Here is a 19,347-nt window from a genome sequence, read left to right on the forward strand (position 1 = left end):
CAGGCATTTATCAAACGCATAGCATAGTTCTCTATCTATTTATGACAGCACTTGAATGCCTTGCTGCGACAGCATGTCAACTAAGGTAATCAGCGGTAGACCAATCAATGCGTTAGGATCTTTGCCTTCTAAGCGTTCAAATAGAGCAATCCCTAGGCCTTCACTTTTGAAACTACCGGCACAATTAAATGGTTGTTCAACGTCAACATAGTATTCAATTTGTTGGCGAGTTAAGTGGCGAAAATGCACATTAAAGCGATCAAGTCTTACATCGCATTTTTGTGTCTGGCTATTGTATAGCGCGAGCCCAGTATAGAAGGTGATGGTTTGGCCGCTGGCTTGGGTTAATTGTTCAATGGCTTTTTCACGTGTATGCGGTTTGCCGATAATCTTATCGTCGATCACGCAGACTTGGTCGGAACCGATAATGAATTCCCGCACAGGCTGACTAGACGCGCAGGATTTCGCTTTTAACTGAGCTAAACGCAGCACCAAGTCTTCAGCGCTTTCACCCGCAAGTGGCGTTTCATCACAACTCGGCTGTTTGGTTTCAAAAGAAAGCGAAAGTTTTTCTAATAATTGTTTTCGGTAGCTTGAAGTGGAAGCTAAAATCAATTTTGGCGTCATAAACGTTTACTTTTTTATTTAGAAAATTCAGCAACACACTTTAAACTAATTGAAATTATGCGTCATGTAGAAAGCGCATTGTAGCTCATATGAGAAAGTGTAACTTTTTTGCCTTTTTCTTTGACTAAATTCATTTTGGAGGATAATATTCGCGCCCTATGCAAAAGGTAAAAATACCGCGTACAGTGGACCCAGCAAAATCAGCGCAAAAACGCTTGGATTATCAAGGCATAATTCAGGTGAGTTTATTAAAGCGATTAGCCGAGTCAACTGAAGGCGTCAAACGCGACGCAGAAGTATCATTGTCCTTTGAGTTGGATGAACAACGATTAGTCGTTATCTCTGGTAAAGCTAACGTCGAAGTCGATTTAGAATGTCAACGCTGTAATGAGATATTCGCACATTCGTGCGAAGTTGAATTCACTTGTACTCCGTATTACAACGAGAAAAGTGAACAAGACGCACCGGAAGAGTACGATTTGGTAGATCTGAACGAGTACGGTGAGTTGGATCTGATTAAACTAGTTGAAGACGAGTTCATTCTAGAATTACCTCAAATTGCGATGCATGACGAATCTGAATGTAGCGTACAATCAAACAATTTGGTGTTTGGTGATCTTCCAAAAGAAGTTTTAGAAGAAAAACCGAATCCATTTGACGTTTTAAAAAATTTGAAGCGCTAGTGCATCAGCATTAGGGTTTAAAAACGAAGGAGTAGGGTCATGGCCGTACAAAAGAGCAAAAAATCACGTTCAATGCGTGGCATGCGTCGTTCACACGATGCGCTATCTACAGCAGCATTGTCTGTAGACGCAACTTCAGGTGAAACTCACCTACGTCACAACGTGACTGCTGACGGTTACTACCGTGGCAAAAAGGTTATCAACAAGTAAGGTTGACCTTTGCAAACTATTACCGTTGCACTTGATGCAATGGGCGGGGATTTCGGTCCTCGCGTAACAGTGCCTGCCGCCGTGCAGGCATTGTCACATTTCCCAGAGCTGAAAGTTATTTTGGTTGGTGATCGTGAACAAATCACGAAAGAACTGACACATCTCGGATTTACTCCGACTCCTCGTCTCATCATTAAACATAGTGAGAGATGCATCTCTAATACCGAAAAACCATCATTAGCATTACGAAATAGCGCGGGTACCTCTATGCGTATCGCACTGGATCATGTCGCTGATGGCATGGCTGATGCGTGTGTCAGTGGCGGTAACACTGGTGCCTTGATGGCTTTATCAAAATTTCGTCTTAAATTATTACCGGGTATTGAGCGTCCCGCTTTAGTGAGTGCTCTGCCTACTGTATCGGGCAAAAAGTCTTGGATGCTTGATCTTGGCGCTAACGTTTCTGTTGATGCAGACACATTGTTCCAGTTTGCCGTAATGGGAAGTGCATTAGCTCAAGTCCACCTTCCTTACTCTCCTAGGGTGGCGATTCTTAACGTTGGTGAAGAAGAAATTAAAGGCAACGATTTGGTTAAACGTTGTTCAGAATTACTTAGTCAAACCAAAGAAATTAATTATTGTGGCTATATTGAAGGAAATCAGCTTTTTTATGATGCCGCAGATGTGATAGTTTGTGACGGGTTTGTCGGTAATGTGTGTTTGAAAACCTGCGAAGGTGTCGCACATTTATTTCATCAAAAATTAAAGAGTTACTTCACGTCGTCTAACATTAAAGGCTGGATTGCTCGAAAATTGCTCTCTCATTTATTTAATGAGTTAAAAACACTGAACCCCGACCAGTATAACGGCGCAAGTTTGTTAGGATTGCGCGGCATTGTTATTAAAAGCCACGGACAAGCTGATGCATCTGCTATGATCAATGCAATTGGTGAAGCAGTGTATGAAGTTAAACAGCAGGTTCCAAGCCGCATAAGCGATCGTTTAGAAGCGGTTTTACTCGAGAGGCACTATTAGTCTTCATGAATAGCAAAATTTTAGGAACAGGTAGCTACCTACCGACCCAAGTGCGTACGAACGCCGATTTAGAGAAAATGGTAGATACTAGTGATGAGTGGATTGTTACTCGTACTGGTATCCGTGAGCGTCGCATCTCCGCCCCTGATGAATCTGTTGCAGATATGGCATATCACGCATCGGTCAACGCGATAGAAATGGCGGGCATTGATAAATATGATATCGACCTGATCATTGTTGCGACTACGAGTGGTAGCCACAAATTTCCGTCTTCTGCTTGCCAAGTTCAAGCCGCTTTAGGCATAAAGGGCTGTCCTGCGTTTGATGTGGCAGCGGCATGTTCAGGCTTTGTTTATGCGCTATCTATTGCCGATCAGCATATAAAGACTGGTATGGCTAAAAACGTGTTAGTGATTGGTGCAGATGCGTTATCAAAAATGTGCGATCCAGAAGATCGTTCAACGATTATTTTGTTTGGTGATGCTGCCGGCGCAGTGGTACTCGGTGCCAGTGAAGAGCCGGGTATTATTTCTACTCATTTACATGCCGATGGTCGTTTTGGTGAGCTATTAAGTTTAGAAGAAGCGAAACGAGGTGAGTATATTGATGCTTGGTTGCACATGGCGGGCAACGAAGTATTTAAGGTTGCAGTCACTCAGTTATCTAAACTAGTGAAAGATACGCTTGAAGCAAATAATATGGCGAAGACTGAATTGGATTGGTTAGTTCCACATCAGGCAAACTTACGTATTATTTCTGCTACTGCCAAAAAGTTAGCTATGTCACTAGATCAAGTCGTTGTGACTCTTGACCGACATGGTAATACTTCTGCCGCTACCGTACCGACAGCACTGGATGAAGCGGTGCGTGATGGACGAATTAAGCGCGGTCAAATGTTGCTTCTTGAAGCATTTGGCGGCGGTTTCACATGGGGCTCTGCCCTCGTCAAATTTTAAGTTTTCAGTTGTGCCACAGGTATATTCAGGTGGCATAATCCAAGTTATTTTTATTTCAAGGAATTTACTATGAGTAAGTTTGCTGTTGTTTTTCCAGGTCAAGGTTCTCAAACTGTTGGTATGTTAGCTGAGCTTGGTGAGCAATTTGATGTTGTTAAAACAACGTTTTCTGAAGCATCTGAAGCACTTGGTTATGATTTGTGGGCGTTAGTACAAGATGGCCCAGCAGAAGATTTAAATGAAACTTTCCGCACTCAGCCTGCATTACTTGCTTCATCTGTCGCCATTTGGCGTGTATGGCAAGAAGTGGGTGGCGAGCAGCCTGAGCTGGTAGCCGGTCACAGCCTTGGCGAATATTCTGCGTTAGTTTGCGCCGGCGTGATTGATTTTAAAGAAGCGATTAAATTAGTGGCTTTACGTGGTGAATTAATGCAGCAAGCTGTGCCGGCAGGTGTTGGCGCTATGTTTGCAATTATTGGCCTCGATGACGATGCTATTGCTAAAGCTTGTGAAGAAGCCGCTCAAGGCGAAGTGGTTTCTCCAGTTAACTTCAACTCACCAGGACAAGTGGTGATTGCGGGTAACAAAGCAGCGGTAGAACGTGCGGGTGAGCTATGTAAAGCAGCTGGTGCTAAGCGTGCACTACCATTACCAGTTTCTGTGCCATCACACTGTGCTCTTATGAAGCCTGCGGCTGACAAACTTGCTGAAGCGCTAGAAAGCATTGAATTCAATGCACCGACATTGCCAGTCATCAACAATGTTGATGTTATTGCAGAAACTGATCCGGCAAAAATTAAAGATGCACTTGTTCGTCAGTTATACAGCCCAGTTCGTTGGACTGAAGGTGTGACGGCAATGCACGAACAAGGTGTTGAATCTCTATTAGAGTTTGGCCCAGGAAAAGTATTAACTGGCTTAACAAAACGAATTGTGAAAGCCCTGAGCGCACAAGCAGTGAATGATGCTGCGTCTCTTGAAGCCGCTCGTGGCTAAAACTTAGACGATAATTTATCTGCCTAAGTTTAAAAATTTCAGTCATAAAGAGGATTTATAATGAATCTTGAAGGTAAAATTGCATTAGTTACTGGTGCCAGTCGTGGTATTGGTCGTGCAATCGCAGAACTACTTGTTGAGCGTGGCGCAACGGTTGTTGGTACAGCAACCAGTGAGTCAGGCGCACAAGCAATCAGTGACTACCTTGGTAGTAATGGTAAAGGGTTAGCATTAAATGTTACTGATGCAGACTCAGTGGCAGCAACGATTAAAACCATTACTGATGAATTCGGTGGAATTGACATTTTAGTGAATAATGCCGGTATCACTCGTGATAACTTGTTGATGCGTATGAAAGATGACGAATGGCAAGATATCATGGATACTAACTTAACTTCGATTTTCCGTTTGTCTAAAGCGGTTCTTCGAGGCATGATGAAGAAACGTCATGGTCGTATTGTTAATGTTGGCTCTATAGTGGGCACCATGGGCAATGCGGGTCAAGCTAACTACGCAGCAGCGAAAGCAGGGGTGATTGGCTTTACGAAGTCAATGGCACGTGAAGTCGCTTCTCGTGGTGTGACAGTGAACACAGTTGCACCGGGTTTTATCGAGACTGACATGACAAAAGCACTGAATGATGACCAACGTGCTGTTACACTTTCACAAGTGCCTGCAGGTCGATTAGGTGATCCACGTGAAATTGCTTCAGCTGTTGCCTTCTTAGCATCAGACGAAGCAGCCTACATCACAGGTGAAACACTTCACGTAAATGGTGGTATGTATATGGTCTAAATATGTTAAAGTGTTTTTTTATTAGCGCTTTGCATGATTTAGGTCAAAAATGTACCAATTTTCAGTGAAAAACATGAAATTTGTGGTTTGACCAGCAAGGACAGCCTTGCAACTTTGAAAAGTTTGAATAAACTACGGCTAACATCGCATTTAAGCGAACTCTCTGTAATAGGAAAAGAAAAATGAGCAACATCGAAGAACGCGTAAAAAAAATCATTGTTGAACAACTAGGTGTAGACGAAGCAGAAGTGAAAAACGAAGCTTCTTTCGTTGACGATCTAGGTGCTGATTCTCTAGATACAGTAGAGCTAGTAATGGCTTTAGAAGAGGAATTCGACACTGAAATCCCTGATGAAGAAGCTGAAAAAATTACTACTGTTCAAGCTGCAATCGACTACGTAAACAGCGCACAGTAATAACACCCCCAGGCGGTCTCCCAGACCGCCTGAGTTTTTCTAGAATCATCCAACCTTACTACTCTCAATATTATAATCTCCGGAGAAAGAATCGTGTCCAAGCGTCGTGTAGTTGTTACAGGCATGGGGATGTTGTCACCGGTAGGCAACACTGTTGAATCCTCTTGGAAAGCCCTTTTAGCTGGTCAAAGTGGTATCTCTAATATAGAGCACTATGACGCAACCAATTTTTCTACTCGCTTTGCAGGTTTAGTTAAAGACTTTAACTGTGAAGAGTACATGCCAAAGAAAGAAGCCCGCAAAATGGATTTATTTATCCAATATGGTATTGCTGCGGGTATTCAAGCCTTTAACGACTCTGGTCTTGAAGTGACAGAGGAAAACGCTACTCGCATTGGCGTTGCTGTTGGTTCAGGTATCGGTGGTATTGGTATCATCGAAGAAGCTTCACATGTACTTCGTGATAAAGGCCCACGCCGCATGAGCCCATTTTTTGTGCCTTCAACTATTGTTAACATGATTGCTGGCCATCTTTCTATCATGAAAGGTCTTCGTGGTCCGAATATCGCAATCTCAACCGCTTGTACCACTGGTTTGCATAATATAGGTCATGCTGCCCGTATGATTGCATACGGTGATGCTGACGCCATGTTAGCTGGTGGCGCCGAAAAAGCATCAACCCCATTAGCAATGAGTGGCTTTGGCGCTGCTAAAGCACTTTCTAGCCGTAATGATGAGCCTCAATTGGCGTCTCGTCCTTGGGATAAAGACCGTGACGGTTTTGTGCTAGGTGATGGTGCTGGCATCATGATGGTTGAAGAATACGAACATGCAAAAGCGCGTGGTGCTAAAATCTATTGTGAGATCGTTGGTTTTGGTATGAGTGGTGATGCGTATCACATGACTTCACCAAGCGAAGATGGCTCTGGTGGCGCACTGGCGATGGAAGCCGCAATTCGTGATGCTGGCATTACTGGCGATCAAATTGGTTATGTGAATGCACACGGTACTTCAACACCCGCTGGTGATGTTGCCGAAACACTAGGCATCAAACGTGCTTTAGGTGAAGACGCGGCTAAGAAAGTCTTGGTTTCTTCAACCAAGTCGATGACAGGGCACTTACTTGGTGCTGCAGGCTCAGTCGAAGCCATCATTACTGCATTGACTCTAGTGGATCAAATTGTGCCACCAACCATTAACTTGGATAACCCAGGGGAAGGTTGTGATTTGGATTACGTTCCGCACAAAGCTCGTAAAGTTGAGAATATGGAGTATGCGCTTTGTAACTCATTCGGTTTTGGTGGTACGAACGGTTCGTTAATCTTCAAGCGCATTTAGATGTTGATTGACGGCTTCTGAGCCAGCAAAATCAATTAAGCATTTTATAAAACGGTTTAATGTTATAGCATTAGGCCGTTTTTTTATTTGAACTACGGACACAGTCATGTTTTTTGTAAACGGAAAGCCGCAAGAACATACTCAAGTTACCGATCGCTCATTTCAGTATGGCGATGGGTGTTTTACGACTGTGTTAGTAAAAAATGGTCTTCCAATGTACTGGGAAGCGCATCGAAATCGGCTGCAAACAACCTGTCAGCGTTTAGCCATTGAATTGCCTGATTGGCAACAAATCGAACAGTGGGTGACTCAGGCGATAGATCAACATTCACCTCTTTCTACTTTAAGTGGTATCAAAATCCATATTAGTCGAGGTCATGGAGGGCGAGGGTATAGCTGCCAAGGGCTGGTAGGTAGCCAAGTGACCGTGTCTTCATTTGATTATCCAAACCATTATAATGATTGGCAGCAGTATGGTATTGAGGTTGGTGTAAGCCAAGTAAAATTGGGGATCAATCCTCTTCTTGCCGGGCTTAAGCATAATAATCGTTTAGAACAAATTTTGGTTAAACAAGATATTGAGCACCAACAGAACCAAGACGCCATCGTGTTAGACTGCCAAAATACGGTAGTGGAGATGTGTGCTGCCAATCTGTTTTGGGTAATTAATGGGCAGATTTACACCCCTGATTTAACTCTTAATGGCGTGGAGGGGGTGATGCGTGCTCAAGTGCTTGGTATGCAATCCGTAGTGGTTGGTCATTATAAGCTTAAGGATGTACTTCAAGCGGATGAAGTGTTTATGACCAATGCCTTACATGCGATTGTGCCGATCAAAAAAATTCAAAATACAACATTTACTATTGGCGCAATCACACGCGCTCTGCAGGAGAAACTCAACCCGTGATAAAAAAAATAACGATTATCTTCCTTGTTCTTCTTATTATTGCTGCTGGTTCCCTTTTTTATGCAAAGTCACAGGTGGAGAATTATTTGCAACAGCCTTTAAACATTGAGCAAAAGCAGCTGTTCACGGTCGAGCATGGTAAAACGTTGCACAGTGCTTTGTGGACATTAGAAAAAGAAGGTTGGATTAAGTCGAATTCTTTCTCACGTTTATTACCACGCTTACACCCTGAAGTGGTCCATATTCGTGCGGGTACTTATGAGTTAGTGCCAGGGCAGACATTAAAAGAAGCATTGCTAACCATGGTGTCAGGACAAGAATATCAGTTTACCATTACCTTTATTGAAGGCAGTCGTTTCGATGAATGGCGCCAACAATTGGCGCTAGCAAAAGATCTTAAACAAGCAACGCAAGAGATGTCAGAGGCCGATATTGCTAAAGCATTAGGTGAAGAACATGAAAAGCTAGAAGGCTTACTGCTTGCCGAAACCTATCACTACACAGCTGGAATGTCAGATCTCGATATTTTAAAGCGTGCTCATCAATCCCTGATTCGAGAATTAGATAAAGCGTGGCAATCAAAGCAGGATAACTTGCCTCTGAAAAGCCCTTATCAAGCATTGATCTTAGCATCGATTATTGAAAAAGAGACGGCGATAGAGTCTGAACGTCAGCGTATCGCTTCTGTGTTTATTAATCGTTTGAACAAAGGCATGCGTCTGCAAACCGATCCCACGGTCATTTATGGAATGGGGGATAAATATGATGGCAATATTCGTAAAAAAGATCTCTCCACACCGACAGCGTATAACACGTATGTGATTAATGGTTTACCGCCGACACCGATTGCGATGCCTGGTGTGGAGTCGATTCAAGCGGCTTTAAATCCAGAGAACAGTCATTATTTGTATTTTGTTGCCAGTGGTAATGGTGGCCATGTGTTTAGTCAGTCACTTGCAGAGCATAACCGTGCTGTACAGCGTTATTTAAAACAATTAAGAGCGAATAAGAGCCAATAATGAATACAGCAAAATTTATTGTCGTAGAAGGATTAGAGGGAGCTGGTAAAAGTACAGCTATTAAAACCATCCTTAAGGTATTAAGCCACAATAACGTTGGTGAAGTAGTACAAACTCGTGAGCCGGGCGGGACGCCTCTTGCAGAAAAATTAAGAGCTTTGGTTAAAGAAGAGCATGAAGGCGAGCATCTACACGACATCAGTGAATTGTTAATGATTTACGCAGCTCGGGTCCAGTTAGTAGAAAATGTCATTAAGCCGGCTCTTGAGCGTGGGCAATGGGTGTTGGGCGATCGCCATGACCTTTCTTCACAAGCCTATCAAGGTGGTGGCCGTCAAATTTCACCAACCGTGATGGCAAACCTTCGACAAACCGCTTTAGGGGATTTTAAGCCGGATTTAACCTTGTATATGGATATTGATCCTAAAGTTGGCTTGGAACGTGCTTGTGGGCGGGGTGAACTAGACCGAATTGAAAAAATGGATTTGAGTTTTTTTGAGCGAGCTCGTGCGTGTTATCTAGACGCCGCTCAAACTGATCCGACTATTATTACCATCAATGCTGAGCAGAACCTTGAACAAGTGACACAGGATTTGAAACTGGCCTTGCAAGGTTGGTTTGATAACGAACAACAGGTTAAATAATGGAATTGTACCCTTGGTTAGAGCCAATGTGGCAGCGTTGGCAGTTAATGTTGACTCGTCATGCAATACCTAATGCCATGCTTTGTAATGCCAAAGTCGGTACGGGTATGGAGCAGTTGGTATCTCGCCTTGCTGCCGCTATCGTCTGTAAAAACGCAGACGATGAGGCTTGTGGTTTCTGTCATAGCTGTGAGTTAAGTCAGAGTGGACATCACCCTGATGTTCATTGGGTACAACCTGAAAAGGATGGTAAAGCGATCAGTGTTGATCAGATTCGAGATGCAAATCGTTATGCCATCGAGTCGTCACAACTGGGCGGTAAACGAGTCATTATTATTCATCCGGCAGAAGCGATGAATGAATCAGCATCAAATGCGCTTTTGAAAACGCTGGAAACACCGCCAGAACGTTGTGTGTTTATCTTATTAAGTGAAGATAAACATAAGTTGCTTCCAACCATTACTAGCCGCTGTCAGCACTGGCAACTACCGATAATTAAGAAAACGGTGCTGTTAGAATGGCTGACACAAAAATCGAGCAAGTCGGCAGCAAGCGATTGGTTTTGCATCAAAATGTATGCTCAATCACCACTACAAGCGCTTGAGTTCATTGAACAAGATAAGCATCTACAATGGCAAAATTTGCTGGAGTTATTAAGCCAAGGTCTGACGCAACCAGAGGCCTCACTCAATCCGGTTCAAACTTTTTTTAAAGAAGAGCCTTTAGAAAAGTTGACGTGGTTACTTTACTTATTTAATGACTTACAAAAAGCGCATTTTGGGGTCTGTGACGGGCCATTTCCATCACAATTTGAATCTTTAATCCATGAAGTTTCTTACGAAAAAGCGCATCACCACTATCAGCAAGTTCAGAAACTATATCGATCATTACACACTGCTTCCGGTTTGAACGCGGAATTACTGATTCTTGATTGGTACTTAGGCTTCATCCAGTCCTAATTGGTAAAGCATCATCGGTTTACTACTTTTTGCATTCGCACTACGAATAGATGAATTTCATACTTTTTTACCACCATACAATGACAACTAAATCTCAGGAGATCGACTATGTTAATTGATTCACACTGCCATTTAGACAAACTTAATTACGAGGATCTTCATATAGATGTTGCGGATGTCCTGCACAAGGCGAAACAGGTCGGTGTGCAAGAAATGCTGACAGTAGGTGTGACTTTAGAGGCATTTCCGAAAATGTTGTCTATGATTGAAACATTTGATCAAATTCATGCCTCTTGCGGTGTGCATCCTTTAGATTGTGAAAGTGAGTTCGATTTAGGCTTATTCAAACAATATGCCTCCCATGAGAAAGTGGTGGCAGTGGGGGAAACCGGTCTGGATTTTTTCTATCAGCCAGAAACCGCTAAGCGTCAAGTTGAGTTGTTTGAACAGCATGTTGAAGTTGCAAATGAATTGAGCAAGCCGTTGATTATTCATACGCGTAATGCGCGTGAGGAAACACTCGATGTATTACGCAATGGTCATGCTGAGCGTTGTGGTGGGGTAATTCATTGTTTTACAGAAGACCTTGCTTTTGCAAAAGCGGCGATGGAATTGGGCTTTTATATTTCGTTGTCTGGCATTATCACTTTTAAACAAGCGACTGAGTTGCAAGATGTGGTTAAGCAATTGCCATTGGAGCGATTACTGGTAGAAACTGATTCTCCATTTTTGGCACCCATCCCTCATCGAGGGAAAGAAAATCAGCCAGCCTATGTTGCGGATGTGGCGAAATTTCTTGCTAAATTGCAGCAGCGAGATGTTAAAGAAGTGGAGGAGATTACCACGAATAACTTTAAGAGATTGTTTTTGAATGGTTAATTTTATTGATACAAATTAACAATTGTAAAAATTAAAAAAAGATCAAAATTGCACTTGTTTTTTTTATGCATTGAAATATATGCAACAGAAAATTCTGCCAAGATCAAATTTTTTTCACTAAGTTGGTGTTAAAGTCGCGTTCAGATTGACAAGAAATACGGTCGCAGCTAATGTGCGCCCACAATAATTAGAATTGTAAACTTTAGTAAAACAAAAATTCAAATCAAAGGAGTAGGGGTTATGAAGGCCTTTTTTAGTAAACTGTCGCAAGCATTAATGCTTCCGATAGCACTGCTTCCAGCTGCAGGTATCATGCTGGGTATCGGGGGGAGCTTCACCAACCAAAGCATGGTTGAAGCATACAACATTTCAATTCTGCAAGAAGGCACAATCCTAAATAACTTTTTACAAGTTATGACAGGTGCGGGCGATATCGTTTTCGGTAACTTGCCACTTTTATTTGCTCTGGCTATTGCCATTGGTTTTGCGCGCGCTGAAAAAGGTGCTGCTGCACTGGCTGCGACAATCTCATTCCTAGTTATGAACGTGTCAATTGCTAAAACTTTAGCGGTTGCAGGTATGGTTCATGACGGCAATGTTGTGCTAATGGGTACTGAATACGCAGGTATCCTAGGCAACATGCTAGGTATTACTAATACACTTAACATGGGTGTATTTGGTGGTCTGATTGCTGGTGGTATCACCGTTGTTCTACACAACAAATACCACGATGTTGTCCTACCTGATTACCTAGGCTTCTTTGCTGGCGCACGTTTCGTACCAATCATCTCTGCATTCTCTGCATTGTTCTACGGTATCGCGCTAGTATTCGTATGGCCTTACATCGGTGCTCTATTCGGTTCTCTAGGTGCGGCACTAGGTGCGCTATCTGCATCAGGTAACGGTTTCATCGCATCATTTGTATTCGGTATCATTGAACGTTCATTGATCCCAGTGGGTCTTCACCACGTATTTTATTTGCCACTATGGCAAAGTGAGATCGGTGGTACAGCTCAAATCGCTGGTCAATTAGTGAAAGGTACGCAAAACATCTTCTTTGCTTCTCTAGCAAACGGCGATTACTCTCAGTTCTCTGCAACTAACTTCATGACAGGTAAATTCCCATTCATGATGTTTGGTCTACCAGCAGCGGCATTCGCAATGTACACGCTAGCTGATGACAACAATAAGAAAGCCGCGGGCGGTCTATTGTTCTCTGTTGCACTAACGGCATTCTTGACAGGTATCACTGAACCAATCGAGTTCACATTCCTATTCTTGTCTGCACCACTTTACTACTTCATCCACGTGCCACTAGCAGGTATCTCTTTCATGCTAATGGACTTGTTGAATGTTAAAGTTGGTATGACATTCTCTGGTGGCTTCATCGACTTCAGCTTGTTCGGTATGCTTCCTGGCCTAACAGGTACAGAAAACCACTGGTACTACATTCCACTAGTTGGTGCTATCTATGCGCCTATCTACTTCTTCCTATTCCGTTGGTACATCGTGAAATTCGATGTTAAAACACCAGGTCGTAAAGGTAGTGCGGTAGCAACAGTGTCTAAGCAAGAATACCGTGATGCGAAATCTGGTAAAGGCGGCAACGATGCGCTTATTGACAGCATGATTGAAGCTCTAGGTGGGAAAGATAACATTGTATCTGTTGATGCATGTATCACTCGTCTACGTATCTCTGTTAAAGACGGCGATAAAGTACAAGATAACGATTACTGGACACAGCAACTTGGTGCTAAAGGTCTAGTGAAAGTAGGTGGTACTGGTATCCAAGCTATCTACGGTGCACAAGCTGCAGGCTATAAAGCTGCGATTAACTCTAAGCTTGGCATGTAATTGAATGAGCTTTAAGCATAAATATAAACGAGTAGGTACTTTTGTTATCGATATGGCAATCGTGCAAATGTTTGCCATGATCGCAAGAGATATCTACCTTGGGGTGCTAGCTTATGCATCTCAAGGAACAGGAGTTGCCTTCTCGTTTAATGATGCAATTGCATTACCAGTATTATTGATGATTATCGTTGGTGTCATGATTGTGACTATCGGCGTGTACATGGGATATCACTGGATTTGTTATCGCTTGCTTAAAAACTCGTTCTCTCGTTATTTTTTACGTCTGTCGGTTGAATCTACTTCAGACGAACCAATGACAGAATCTCGTTATTTAAAGCGCGAGTTTCAAAAAATATACTTTAGTGTGGCAACCCTAGGATTGTACGTTCTTTACAACGGAGCACAGTTCTTAGTACATGGTCATGCACCGTGGCACGATAAAAAGTTCTCGACTGACGTAGTTGATTACTAATTTATTTTGTCCAAATATTTTGAAGCCAGTTGAGTTCCCTCAGCTGGCTTTTTTTTACATAAAATTAGCGAATGATTGACGCTGACAATATATATCTTGTGATTGTTCATGCTTAAATTCTTACTGTTTTTGATTAAAGGAAAGCCTAGGAGGGCGGATGAAACAGGGGATTTTAAGCCGAAGTATCGTATGTCTCGCTTTATTAGCAAGTGGCTCAGTATTGGCTGAAGAAGGCGTGAGAAACAATACGAAACTCCCTTCATACACCAATAACTCAGATTATAAGCTTGGATTCGGTTTTGACCGTGGCTTTAGTGTTGTAGGGCAGCTTTATAATAAAGTGAACTTGTCATTAGGTGATGATGGCATTGCGGCGGATTACTTATTTTTGAATGGTCAATTTAGCCCGTCGGTGCCGTTTACTTGGTACATTGGAGCGGGTGCATTCTATGACTGGGATGATGAGTGTCATGATGGTTGTGGCGTTAACCGTGATTCTGATCACTATTTTAACGATTATGGTGTACGTATGCCGATTGGCGTGGATTGGAATTTTGCTCGGCAGTGGGATACGTATGCCCAGCTTGCTCCTGTGATTAATATTCCTGACGATTTTGATGTGGATTTTCAGGCCGCGATTGGTATCCGATATTCATTTTAATATTAGGGCGTGTTTATTTTTCGTTGTTTAGTCTCGTTCGAGATATGAAAACAAATTTCAGGATGGGACAATTTGATAAATGAAAAAGCCCGCGATATAAGTCGCGGGCTTTGATTTTTAGCTGTTAAAGTTAAGCGTTGTATTTACTTGCTTTTCATCGCATGGCGAATACAGATAGCAGCGCCACCCCAAGTAATGCCAAGGCCAATAATCATCATGATGATTGCACCAGTAGTCATATTAAGCCTCCTGAGATTTTTTCATATTAATAACGATAGCGATAACTAGCATCAGTGCAAGTAATCCCCAGCCAAAGGTCATCAGTTCTGCCATTGCGTAACCACCGTAGCCATCAGTAATGGTCGCAATGATCTTATTAGCAAGAATGATTGCAATCATGATTGGGCTGACAAAGCGGATACATAGTTCGAACCAAACCCCGATAGTGAAATCAGATACCGCATTCGCGTGTTTGCGGATATCGGCTACTTTGAATAACCAACCTACAAGTACTAGCTCAATTAAACAGCTGCCAAGTAGGGCAATGTTGTTAATAAAGTAATCGACTAGATCAAGCAGTAATAAGCCGCCATTGGTTGCAAATGCCAGTGAGACGACCAAGCCTACACCACAGACAATACTTGCAGCTTTGCGACGAGACCATTTCAGTTTATCGATGAAGGCAGAAGTAACCGCTTCCATGATTGAAATGTGCGAGCTGAAACCTGCAACCACTAGTGCTAGGAAGAATAGTGGACCAAGAATGTATGGAATCGGTAGTAGGTTGATTGCGGCAGGAATGGTCACAAACGCTAGACCTACACCTGATGAAACAACTTCAGTCAGCGGCTTACCTTGTTCTTGAGCCATGTAACCTAAAACGGAGAAGATCATGACACCAGCAAGAATTGAGAAGCCACAGTTAATCAATACCGTCATCATTGCATTGTTATTGATGTCTGACTTTTCAGGTAGGTAGCTTGAGTAAGCCAACATGATGGCAAAGCCGACTGATAAGGTGAAGAACATTTGACCATAAGCAGCAGACCAGACAGATGGATCGGTTAATCGGCTAAAGTCTGGGCTGAACATGTAGTTCAAACCGTCAGCAGCACCTGGTAGGAAGACCATGCGGGCAATTAAAGCGAGTACCATGATAAATAGTACAGGCATCATGATTTTACCTGCGCGCTCGATACCACCTTTAACACCGCCGAATAGGGCTGCGAAAGTCACTAACCAGCCAACAATCATTGGAATGGCAATATGCCACTGAATATTACCCAGTTGACTTGGTGAATTATCACCACCTAGTTGTAGGTATTCCCCAAAGAAGTATGCGTTTGGATCGCTCCCCCAGCCTTGGTTAAATGCCAAGCCAACATAAGAGATCGCCCAACCAATGATAGCGATGTAGTATACACCGATCACGGCAGCGATCATGACTTGGAACCAGCCTAGCCATTCAAATTTGGAATGGATTTTGGCGAGGGTTTTTGGTGCAGAACCACGGAATTTATGTCCCATGGTAAATTCTAAAATCATAAAAGGGATGCCTGCTGTTAGCATGGCAAAAAGGTATGGAATAAAGAAAGCACCGCCACCATTTTCATACGCCATGTATGGGAAGCGCCAAATATTGCCCAAGCCGATCGCCGATCCTACGGCAGCTAGAACAAACCCCGCACGGGAGCCCCACTGTTCTCTTTTCATGTACAAATCCTCTGTAACTGCGACTTTGGAGTATTAACAAGGTTGAAACAGCGCGTTATTCTTAGGTGTAAAATGCTGTTCAACTTGTTAAATTCCAGATTATTATTCTGATTTTATCAATGTGTGTTTGCAAAAGGTGAAACTTTCACCTGTGCATATTGCGAGATTACATATTCAATAAAAAGAACGCAATAGATGAAAGCAAATGTAACTGCGCTGTTAAATGTTGGATAAAACTTGATATATTTATCATTATGCTAGATATCACTGCTATAAGTTTTATATTTGGTTATTATCTCTAATCATTAAGTGTATTAGTTGATATTAATGTTGTGGGTGAATGAGTTTTGAGTGCTGTTTTAATGTGCAATTTTATGACCGAGTACGATATTTTGTTCTAAAACAGATTCTTGAAGGAGATGTTTGTTAGATATTTATTTTCAGTATGAATGTAAAACAAGATAGTTTGATGAATTTATTGTTGTTTAATTTTATTTCATGCATTTAGATTCCTAAGGCATGTTAGAATCGAAATGCATATATCTATAGAGGATGCGTTATGAGTACAGATCTTAAAATTTCAGCTGTTATTATTTGTTCAATTGTTATCGTTTTATCTATTTTTGCTGCTATCGTAGTGACGCATTAATAGATGCGATAATTGAATGTAGAGCATAGCAATTTAGAAATAATTTCAAGGAGAAAGTGAGTGAACAATACGGGAATCATTACCGACCAAGGTATGTCTGTTGATCTCACTACACTGAACAAGTATGCCAACGGACGGCACTCTTTAGTTGCTCAAGGCGGTGGGCAAAAAGGCATTTTTACCGCTGGCGTCCTTGACAGCTTTTTAGAAGCTGCGTTTGACCCATTTGATGTCTTTTATGGCACTTCTGCCGGAGCATTGAATATTACGTCTTATCTTTGTCGTCAAAAGGGGTTAGGTAAAGCTTTTATTAGTGAGCTCACGACTCAACCTGAATTTTTCCGTTTATTTAAGCATATTCGTCGTAAGCAACGTCTGGATTTAGATTGGGCTTTTGAGCGTCTATTAGAACCTCCTTATTGGCTTGATATTGATGCGGGTCGTTATGCTCTAGGTGAAAGGAAAGCCTTTGCTGCTGTAACCAATATGGATAATTTACACGACGCCTACCTACCCATCTTTACTCAACATTGGGCCGATACTTTAAAGGCGACCTGCGCCATTCCGGCTTTGTATCGACATGAAGTTAAAATTGAAGATCATTTTTATGTTGATGGAGGGGTATCGGCGGCGATCCCTGCTCAAGAAGCCTGGCGACAAGGTTCACGCTTAATCAGTGTGATTCGCACAGAACCAGTCACATTCAGTGATGAAATGCAGCAAGAACAAAGTTCAACAGCATTAAATGCTTTTTTGAATAAAGTTGGAATAGAGCATCATATTGAATCGATTCAAACTCGGATTGCAGCAAGGGCAGCCACGTGGCGACTTGATTTTGATAATTTCCTTAAGCAGAGAATCGAACGTTCAAAGCAAGTCGAAAAAGAATTGGTTAAGCCGACTTTAAATGGCGGTCGGTGGTTATTTGGCAGTAGTGATGTATATCGTTTGTGTCATTTGTTAGGTGATCAATTTGATGCAGGCATTATGGATATGCTATTGGTCCACCATCAAACCTTCACGTTAACGCATAATTTTATGATGAATCCACCTGATGATTGTTACATTTTGCAAATTGCGCCTGAAGCACCACTCCGCTCATCTCCTTTACTGAGTAAAGCAGAGGATTTAGAGTTTGATTATCTGCAGGGTATACAAGCTGGGAAAAGGTATATGGAGCAATATCTTGCTTTAAACCGTAAGCCAAATGCGATCCATGATGATGCTTACAAACATTTTTAATCTTTTGTTGATAAGTCGGTCAGGTTAGAAGTTAACCTGATCGCAATTTTTCCTTTCGCACGTGTTCATTTCTTATTTTTTCGTCACTATTTCCCTTGGTTTATTCTTTATCGGAAAAGTATCCCTGTTTATAGGCATCGCTTTTTTACTGTGCTTTTGCTGATGATGAAGAATGGCCTAATTTTCATTTGCTGTTGTATATGGAGTGGTCATGGAAGAAAAATTATTTCTTACTTTTGTTGTAATGAATACTCGCCTTTTAAAAACAGGTGGTGCGGCATCGCATCAGTTTGAGCAAGAGGGAGGCTTGATCGGTAATGATGATAGCTGCCATTGGGTATTACCTGACCCCAATAATGCGCTGATCACGCCGTATTGTGAAATTACATTTGAAGATGGTGAGTATCGTCTCACTGATATTCAAGGTGGGATAGGGATAAATGATGAACCTGCTCAGTTTGAGCAACAGCGAAAAGTAACAGTGAAAAATGGCGATATATTTAGGATTGGCTCATATCAAATAAGAGCCCACCTCAAAGTCGTCGAAGTAGAAGCTCAAGAACGTTATCGCGTCGCTGAAATGGCAGGGGCGAGCGTACAAGAAGAAAAAAAACAATATATTCCTCAACTCGATATTGATTTGCCTGAAGCGCGAGAAGTTCAAGCATCGAATAGCGAGGCAATATCTATCAATAAATCAGAATCTATTAGCCAATCAGAAGATGATTTCGAGTTAATAGAAAGGAAAGAGGAATCAAGGATGTTGTCACCTACCACTGAATCGTCTAGTGACACGCAAGCTCTATTATCGGCAAGTATTGCGGGGTTATTAGCAATACACAACCGTAAAGACAGTTACTTTCATTTACTGAACCGCAGTTTTCAGCCAATCCAGGATAACCCGTTGCAGATGGGATTAAGCGTAGAGGAAACGGAAAAGTTATTATTCGCTAAAGAACGAAATTTATTCCATCTAGAGCCAACACAAGCCATTGAAAGTAGCTTGAAATCCATTGAATCTCACAGCGAAAGAATGCATCAAGCGACAGTTGTGGCATTACAATATTTATTATCAGAATTGTCACCGGAAACCTTATTGAAGCGTTTTCAAACCTATCGTAAAAACGCACCTGAAAATATGGACCCAGATGCTTGGGCATGGAAGATGTATCAATCGTATTTTTCAGAACTGACTTCTGGCCGTCAAAAAGGTTTTGAGAAGCAATTTTGGGAAGTGTTTGAACAATCCTATGATAGCTTGCAGCGTCAGCAATCGTCATAGCGGAGAAGTG

At 42.2% G+C, this 19,347-nt stretch carries 21 protein-coding genes; 18 read left to right on the forward strand and 3 right to left on the reverse strand.

Annotation, left to right across the window (positions count from 1 at the left end):
- Positions 1-39: 39 nt before the first annotated feature.
- A complete protein-coding gene (locus tag Vgang_RS04595) occupies positions 40-627 on the reverse strand; it encodes a Maf family protein (protein ID WP_105902380.1) in 588 nt (195 codons plus the stop codon).
- 158 nt (positions 628-785) lie between these two features.
- Here Vgang_RS04595 and yceD point away from each other — a divergent pair, with 158 nt between their 5' ends.
- The 16 genes from yceD to Vgang_RS04675 all read left to right on the forward strand — a co-directional run bounded on the left by yceD (position 786) and on the right by Vgang_RS04675 (position 14,451).
- Entirely contained in the window at positions 786-1,310 is a 525-nt protein-coding gene (yceD, locus tag Vgang_RS04600) for a 23S rRNA accumulation protein YceD (RefSeq protein ID WP_105902379.1), read from the forward strand.
- A gap of 39 nt (positions 1,311-1,349) precedes the next feature.
- Positions 1,350-1,520 carry a 50S ribosomal protein L32 gene (rpmF, locus tag Vgang_RS04605; RefSeq protein WP_105902378.1) on the forward strand — a complete coding sequence of 57 codons (171 nt, stop codon included), beginning with the start codon at positions 1,350-1,352 and terminating at the stop codon, positions 1,518-1,520.
- 9 nt (positions 1,521-1,529) lie between these two features.
- Positions 1,530-2,555 (forward strand): phosphate acyltransferase PlsX, encoded by a 1,026-nt coding sequence (gene plsX / locus Vgang_RS04610; protein ID WP_105902377.1) that lies wholly within the window; start codon positions 1,530-1,532, stop codon positions 2,553-2,555.
- A gap of 5 nt (positions 2,556-2,560) precedes the next feature.
- Positions 2,561-3,511 (forward strand): beta-ketoacyl-ACP synthase III, encoded by a 951-nt coding sequence (locus Vgang_RS04615; RefSeq protein ID WP_105902376.1) that lies wholly within the window; start codon positions 2,561-2,563, stop codon positions 3,509-3,511.
- 69 nt (positions 3,512-3,580) lie between these two features.
- Positions 3,581-4,507 carry an ACP S-malonyltransferase gene (fabD, locus tag Vgang_RS04620; protein ID WP_105902375.1) on the forward strand — a complete coding sequence of 309 codons (927 nt, stop codon included), beginning with the start codon at positions 3,581-3,583 and terminating at the stop codon, positions 4,505-4,507.
- 60 nt (positions 4,508-4,567) lie between these two features.
- Entirely contained in the window at positions 4,568-5,302 is a 735-nt protein-coding gene (gene fabG / locus Vgang_RS04625) for a 3-oxoacyl-ACP reductase FabG (RefSeq protein WP_105902374.1), read from the forward strand.
- Between the two features lie 182 nt (positions 5,303-5,484).
- Positions 5,485-5,718 (forward strand): acyl carrier protein, encoded by a 234-nt coding sequence (gene acpP / locus Vgang_RS04630; RefSeq protein WP_004406112.1) that lies wholly within the window; start codon positions 5,485-5,487, stop codon positions 5,716-5,718.
- Positions 5,719-5,811: 93 nt separating this feature from the next.
- Positions 5,812-7,056, forward strand: coding sequence for a beta-ketoacyl-ACP synthase II (fabF, locus tag Vgang_RS04635; protein WP_105902373.1), 1,245 nt, complete (start codon positions 5,812-5,814; stop codon positions 7,054-7,056).
- A 106-nt stretch (positions 7,057-7,162) separates the two neighbouring features.
- Positions 7,163-7,963, forward strand: coding sequence for an aminodeoxychorismate lyase (pabC, locus tag Vgang_RS04640; protein ID WP_105902372.1), 801 nt, complete (start codon positions 7,163-7,165; stop codon positions 7,961-7,963).
- On the forward strand, positions 7,960-8,982 hold the full coding sequence (gene mltG, locus Vgang_RS04645; protein WP_105902371.1) for an endolytic transglycosylase MltG: 1,023 nt from the start codon (positions 7,960-7,962) through the stop codon (positions 8,980-8,982). Before pabC ends, mltG begins: the two co-directional genes overlap by 4 nt.
- Positions 8,982-9,626, forward strand: coding sequence for a dTMP kinase (gene tmk / locus Vgang_RS04650; RefSeq protein ID WP_105902370.1), 645 nt, complete (start codon positions 8,982-8,984; stop codon positions 9,624-9,626). The genes mltG and tmk overlap by 1 nt, the downstream gene beginning before the upstream one ends.
- On the forward strand, positions 9,626-10,585 hold the full coding sequence (gene holB, locus Vgang_RS04655) for a DNA polymerase III subunit delta' (protein ID WP_105902369.1): 960 nt from the start codon (positions 9,626-9,628) through the stop codon (positions 10,583-10,585). Before tmk ends, holB begins: the two co-directional genes overlap by 1 nt.
- Before the next feature lie 108 nt (positions 10,586-10,693).
- On the forward strand, positions 10,694-11,464 hold the full coding sequence (locus tag Vgang_RS04660; protein WP_105902368.1) for a TatD family hydrolase: 771 nt from the start codon (positions 10,694-10,696) through the stop codon (positions 11,462-11,464).
- 240 nt (positions 11,465-11,704) lie between these two features.
- A complete protein-coding gene (locus Vgang_RS04665) occupies positions 11,705-13,318 on the forward strand; it encodes a PTS transporter subunit EIIC (protein ID WP_105902367.1) in 1,614 nt (537 codons plus the stop codon).
- Positions 13,319-13,322: 4 nt separating this feature from the next.
- On the forward strand, positions 13,323-13,790 hold the full coding sequence (locus Vgang_RS04670) for an RDD family protein (protein ID WP_105902366.1): 468 nt from the start codon (positions 13,323-13,325) through the stop codon (positions 13,788-13,790).
- Between the two features lie 157 nt (positions 13,791-13,947).
- A complete protein-coding gene (locus Vgang_RS04675) occupies positions 13,948-14,451 on the forward strand; it encodes a hypothetical protein (protein WP_105902365.1) in 504 nt (167 codons plus the stop codon).
- Positions 14,452-14,594: 143 nt separating this feature from the next.
- Here Vgang_RS04675 and Vgang_RS04680 read toward each other — a convergent pair whose 3' ends face one another.
- A complete protein-coding gene (locus Vgang_RS04680; protein ID WP_105902364.1) occupies positions 14,595-14,690 on the reverse strand; it encodes a MetS family NSS transporter small subunit in 96 nt (31 codons plus the stop codon).
- Between the two features lies 1 nt (position 14,691).
- Positions 14,692-16,164 carry a sodium-dependent transporter gene (locus tag Vgang_RS04685; protein ID WP_105902363.1) on the reverse strand — a complete coding sequence of 491 codons (1,473 nt, stop codon included), beginning with the start codon at positions 16,162-16,164 and terminating at the stop codon, positions 14,692-14,694.
- Positions 16,165-16,873: 709 nt separating this feature from the next.
- Between Vgang_RS04685 and Vgang_RS04690 the strand changes: the two genes are divergently transcribed.
- Positions 16,874-18,055, forward strand: coding sequence for a patatin-like phospholipase family protein (locus Vgang_RS04690; protein ID WP_105902362.1), 1,182 nt, complete (start codon positions 16,874-16,876; stop codon positions 18,053-18,055).
- Between the two features lie 211 nt (positions 18,056-18,266).
- Complete coding sequence (gene tagH, locus Vgang_RS04695) at positions 18,267-19,337, forward strand: type VI secretion system-associated FHA domain protein TagH (protein ID WP_105902361.1); 1,071 nt, start codon at positions 18,267-18,269, stop codon at positions 19,335-19,337.
- Positions 19,338-19,347: the final 10 nt, after the last annotated feature.

The organism is Vibrio gangliei (genome assembly GCF_026001925.1).
GTDB lineage: Bacteria > Pseudomonadota > Gammaproteobacteria > Enterobacterales > Vibrionaceae > Vibrio > Vibrio gangliei.

What these genes read in the sequence shown, in the direction of transcription:
- Vgang_RS04595 (WP_105902380.1), bottom strand. Translation starts at nt 627, where the DNA reads ATGACGCCAAAATTGATTTTAGCTTCCACTTCAAGCTACCGAAAACAA.
- yceD (WP_105902379.1), top strand. Translation starts at nt 786, where the DNA reads ATGCAAAAGGTAAAAATACCGCGTACAGTGGACCCAGCAAAATCAGCG.
- rpmF (WP_105902378.1), top strand. Translation starts at nt 1,350, where the DNA reads ATGGCCGTACAAAAGAGCAAAAAATCACGTTCAATGCGTGGCATGCGT.
- Vgang_RS04615 (WP_105902376.1), top strand. Translation starts at nt 2,561, where the DNA reads ATGAATAGCAAAATTTTAGGAACAGGTAGCTACCTACCGACCCAAGTG.
- fabD (WP_105902375.1), top strand. Translation starts at nt 3,581, where the DNA reads ATGAGTAAGTTTGCTGTTGTTTTTCCAGGTCAAGGTTCTCAAACTGTT.
- fabG (WP_105902374.1), top strand. Translation starts at nt 4,568, where the DNA reads ATGAATCTTGAAGGTAAAATTGCATTAGTTACTGGTGCCAGTCGTGGT.
- acpP (WP_004406112.1), top strand. Translation starts at nt 5,485, where the DNA reads ATGAGCAACATCGAAGAACGCGTAAAAAAAATCATTGTTGAACAACTA.
- pabC (WP_105902372.1), top strand. Translation starts at nt 7,163, where the DNA reads ATGTTTTTTGTAAACGGAAAGCCGCAAGAACATACTCAAGTTACCGAT.
- tmk (WP_105902370.1), top strand. Translation starts at nt 8,982, where the DNA reads ATGAATACAGCAAAATTTATTGTCGTAGAAGGATTAGAGGGAGCTGGT.
- holB (WP_105902369.1), top strand. Translation starts at nt 9,626, where the DNA reads ATGGAATTGTACCCTTGGTTAGAGCCAATGTGGCAGCGTTGGCAGTTA.
- Vgang_RS04660 (WP_105902368.1), top strand. Translation starts at nt 10,694, where the DNA reads ATGTTAATTGATTCACACTGCCATTTAGACAAACTTAATTACGAGGAT.
- Vgang_RS04665 (WP_105902367.1), top strand. Translation starts at nt 11,705, where the DNA reads ATGAAGGCCTTTTTTAGTAAACTGTCGCAAGCATTAATGCTTCCGATA.
- Vgang_RS04670 (WP_105902366.1), top strand. Translation starts at nt 13,323, where the DNA reads ATGAGCTTTAAGCATAAATATAAACGAGTAGGTACTTTTGTTATCGAT.
- Vgang_RS04675 (WP_105902365.1), top strand. Translation starts at nt 13,948, where the DNA reads ATGAAACAGGGGATTTTAAGCCGAAGTATCGTATGTCTCGCTTTATTA.
- Vgang_RS04680 (WP_105902364.1), bottom strand. Translation starts at nt 14,690, where the DNA reads ATGACTACTGGTGCAATCATCATGATGATTATTGGCCTTGGCATTACT.
- Vgang_RS04685 (WP_105902363.1), bottom strand. Translation starts at nt 16,164, where the DNA reads ATGAAAAGAGAACAGTGGGGCTCCCGTGCGGGGTTTGTTCTAGCTGCC.
- tagH (WP_105902361.1), top strand. Translation starts at nt 18,267, where the DNA reads ATGGAAGAAAAATTATTTCTTACTTTTGTTGTAATGAATACTCGCCTT.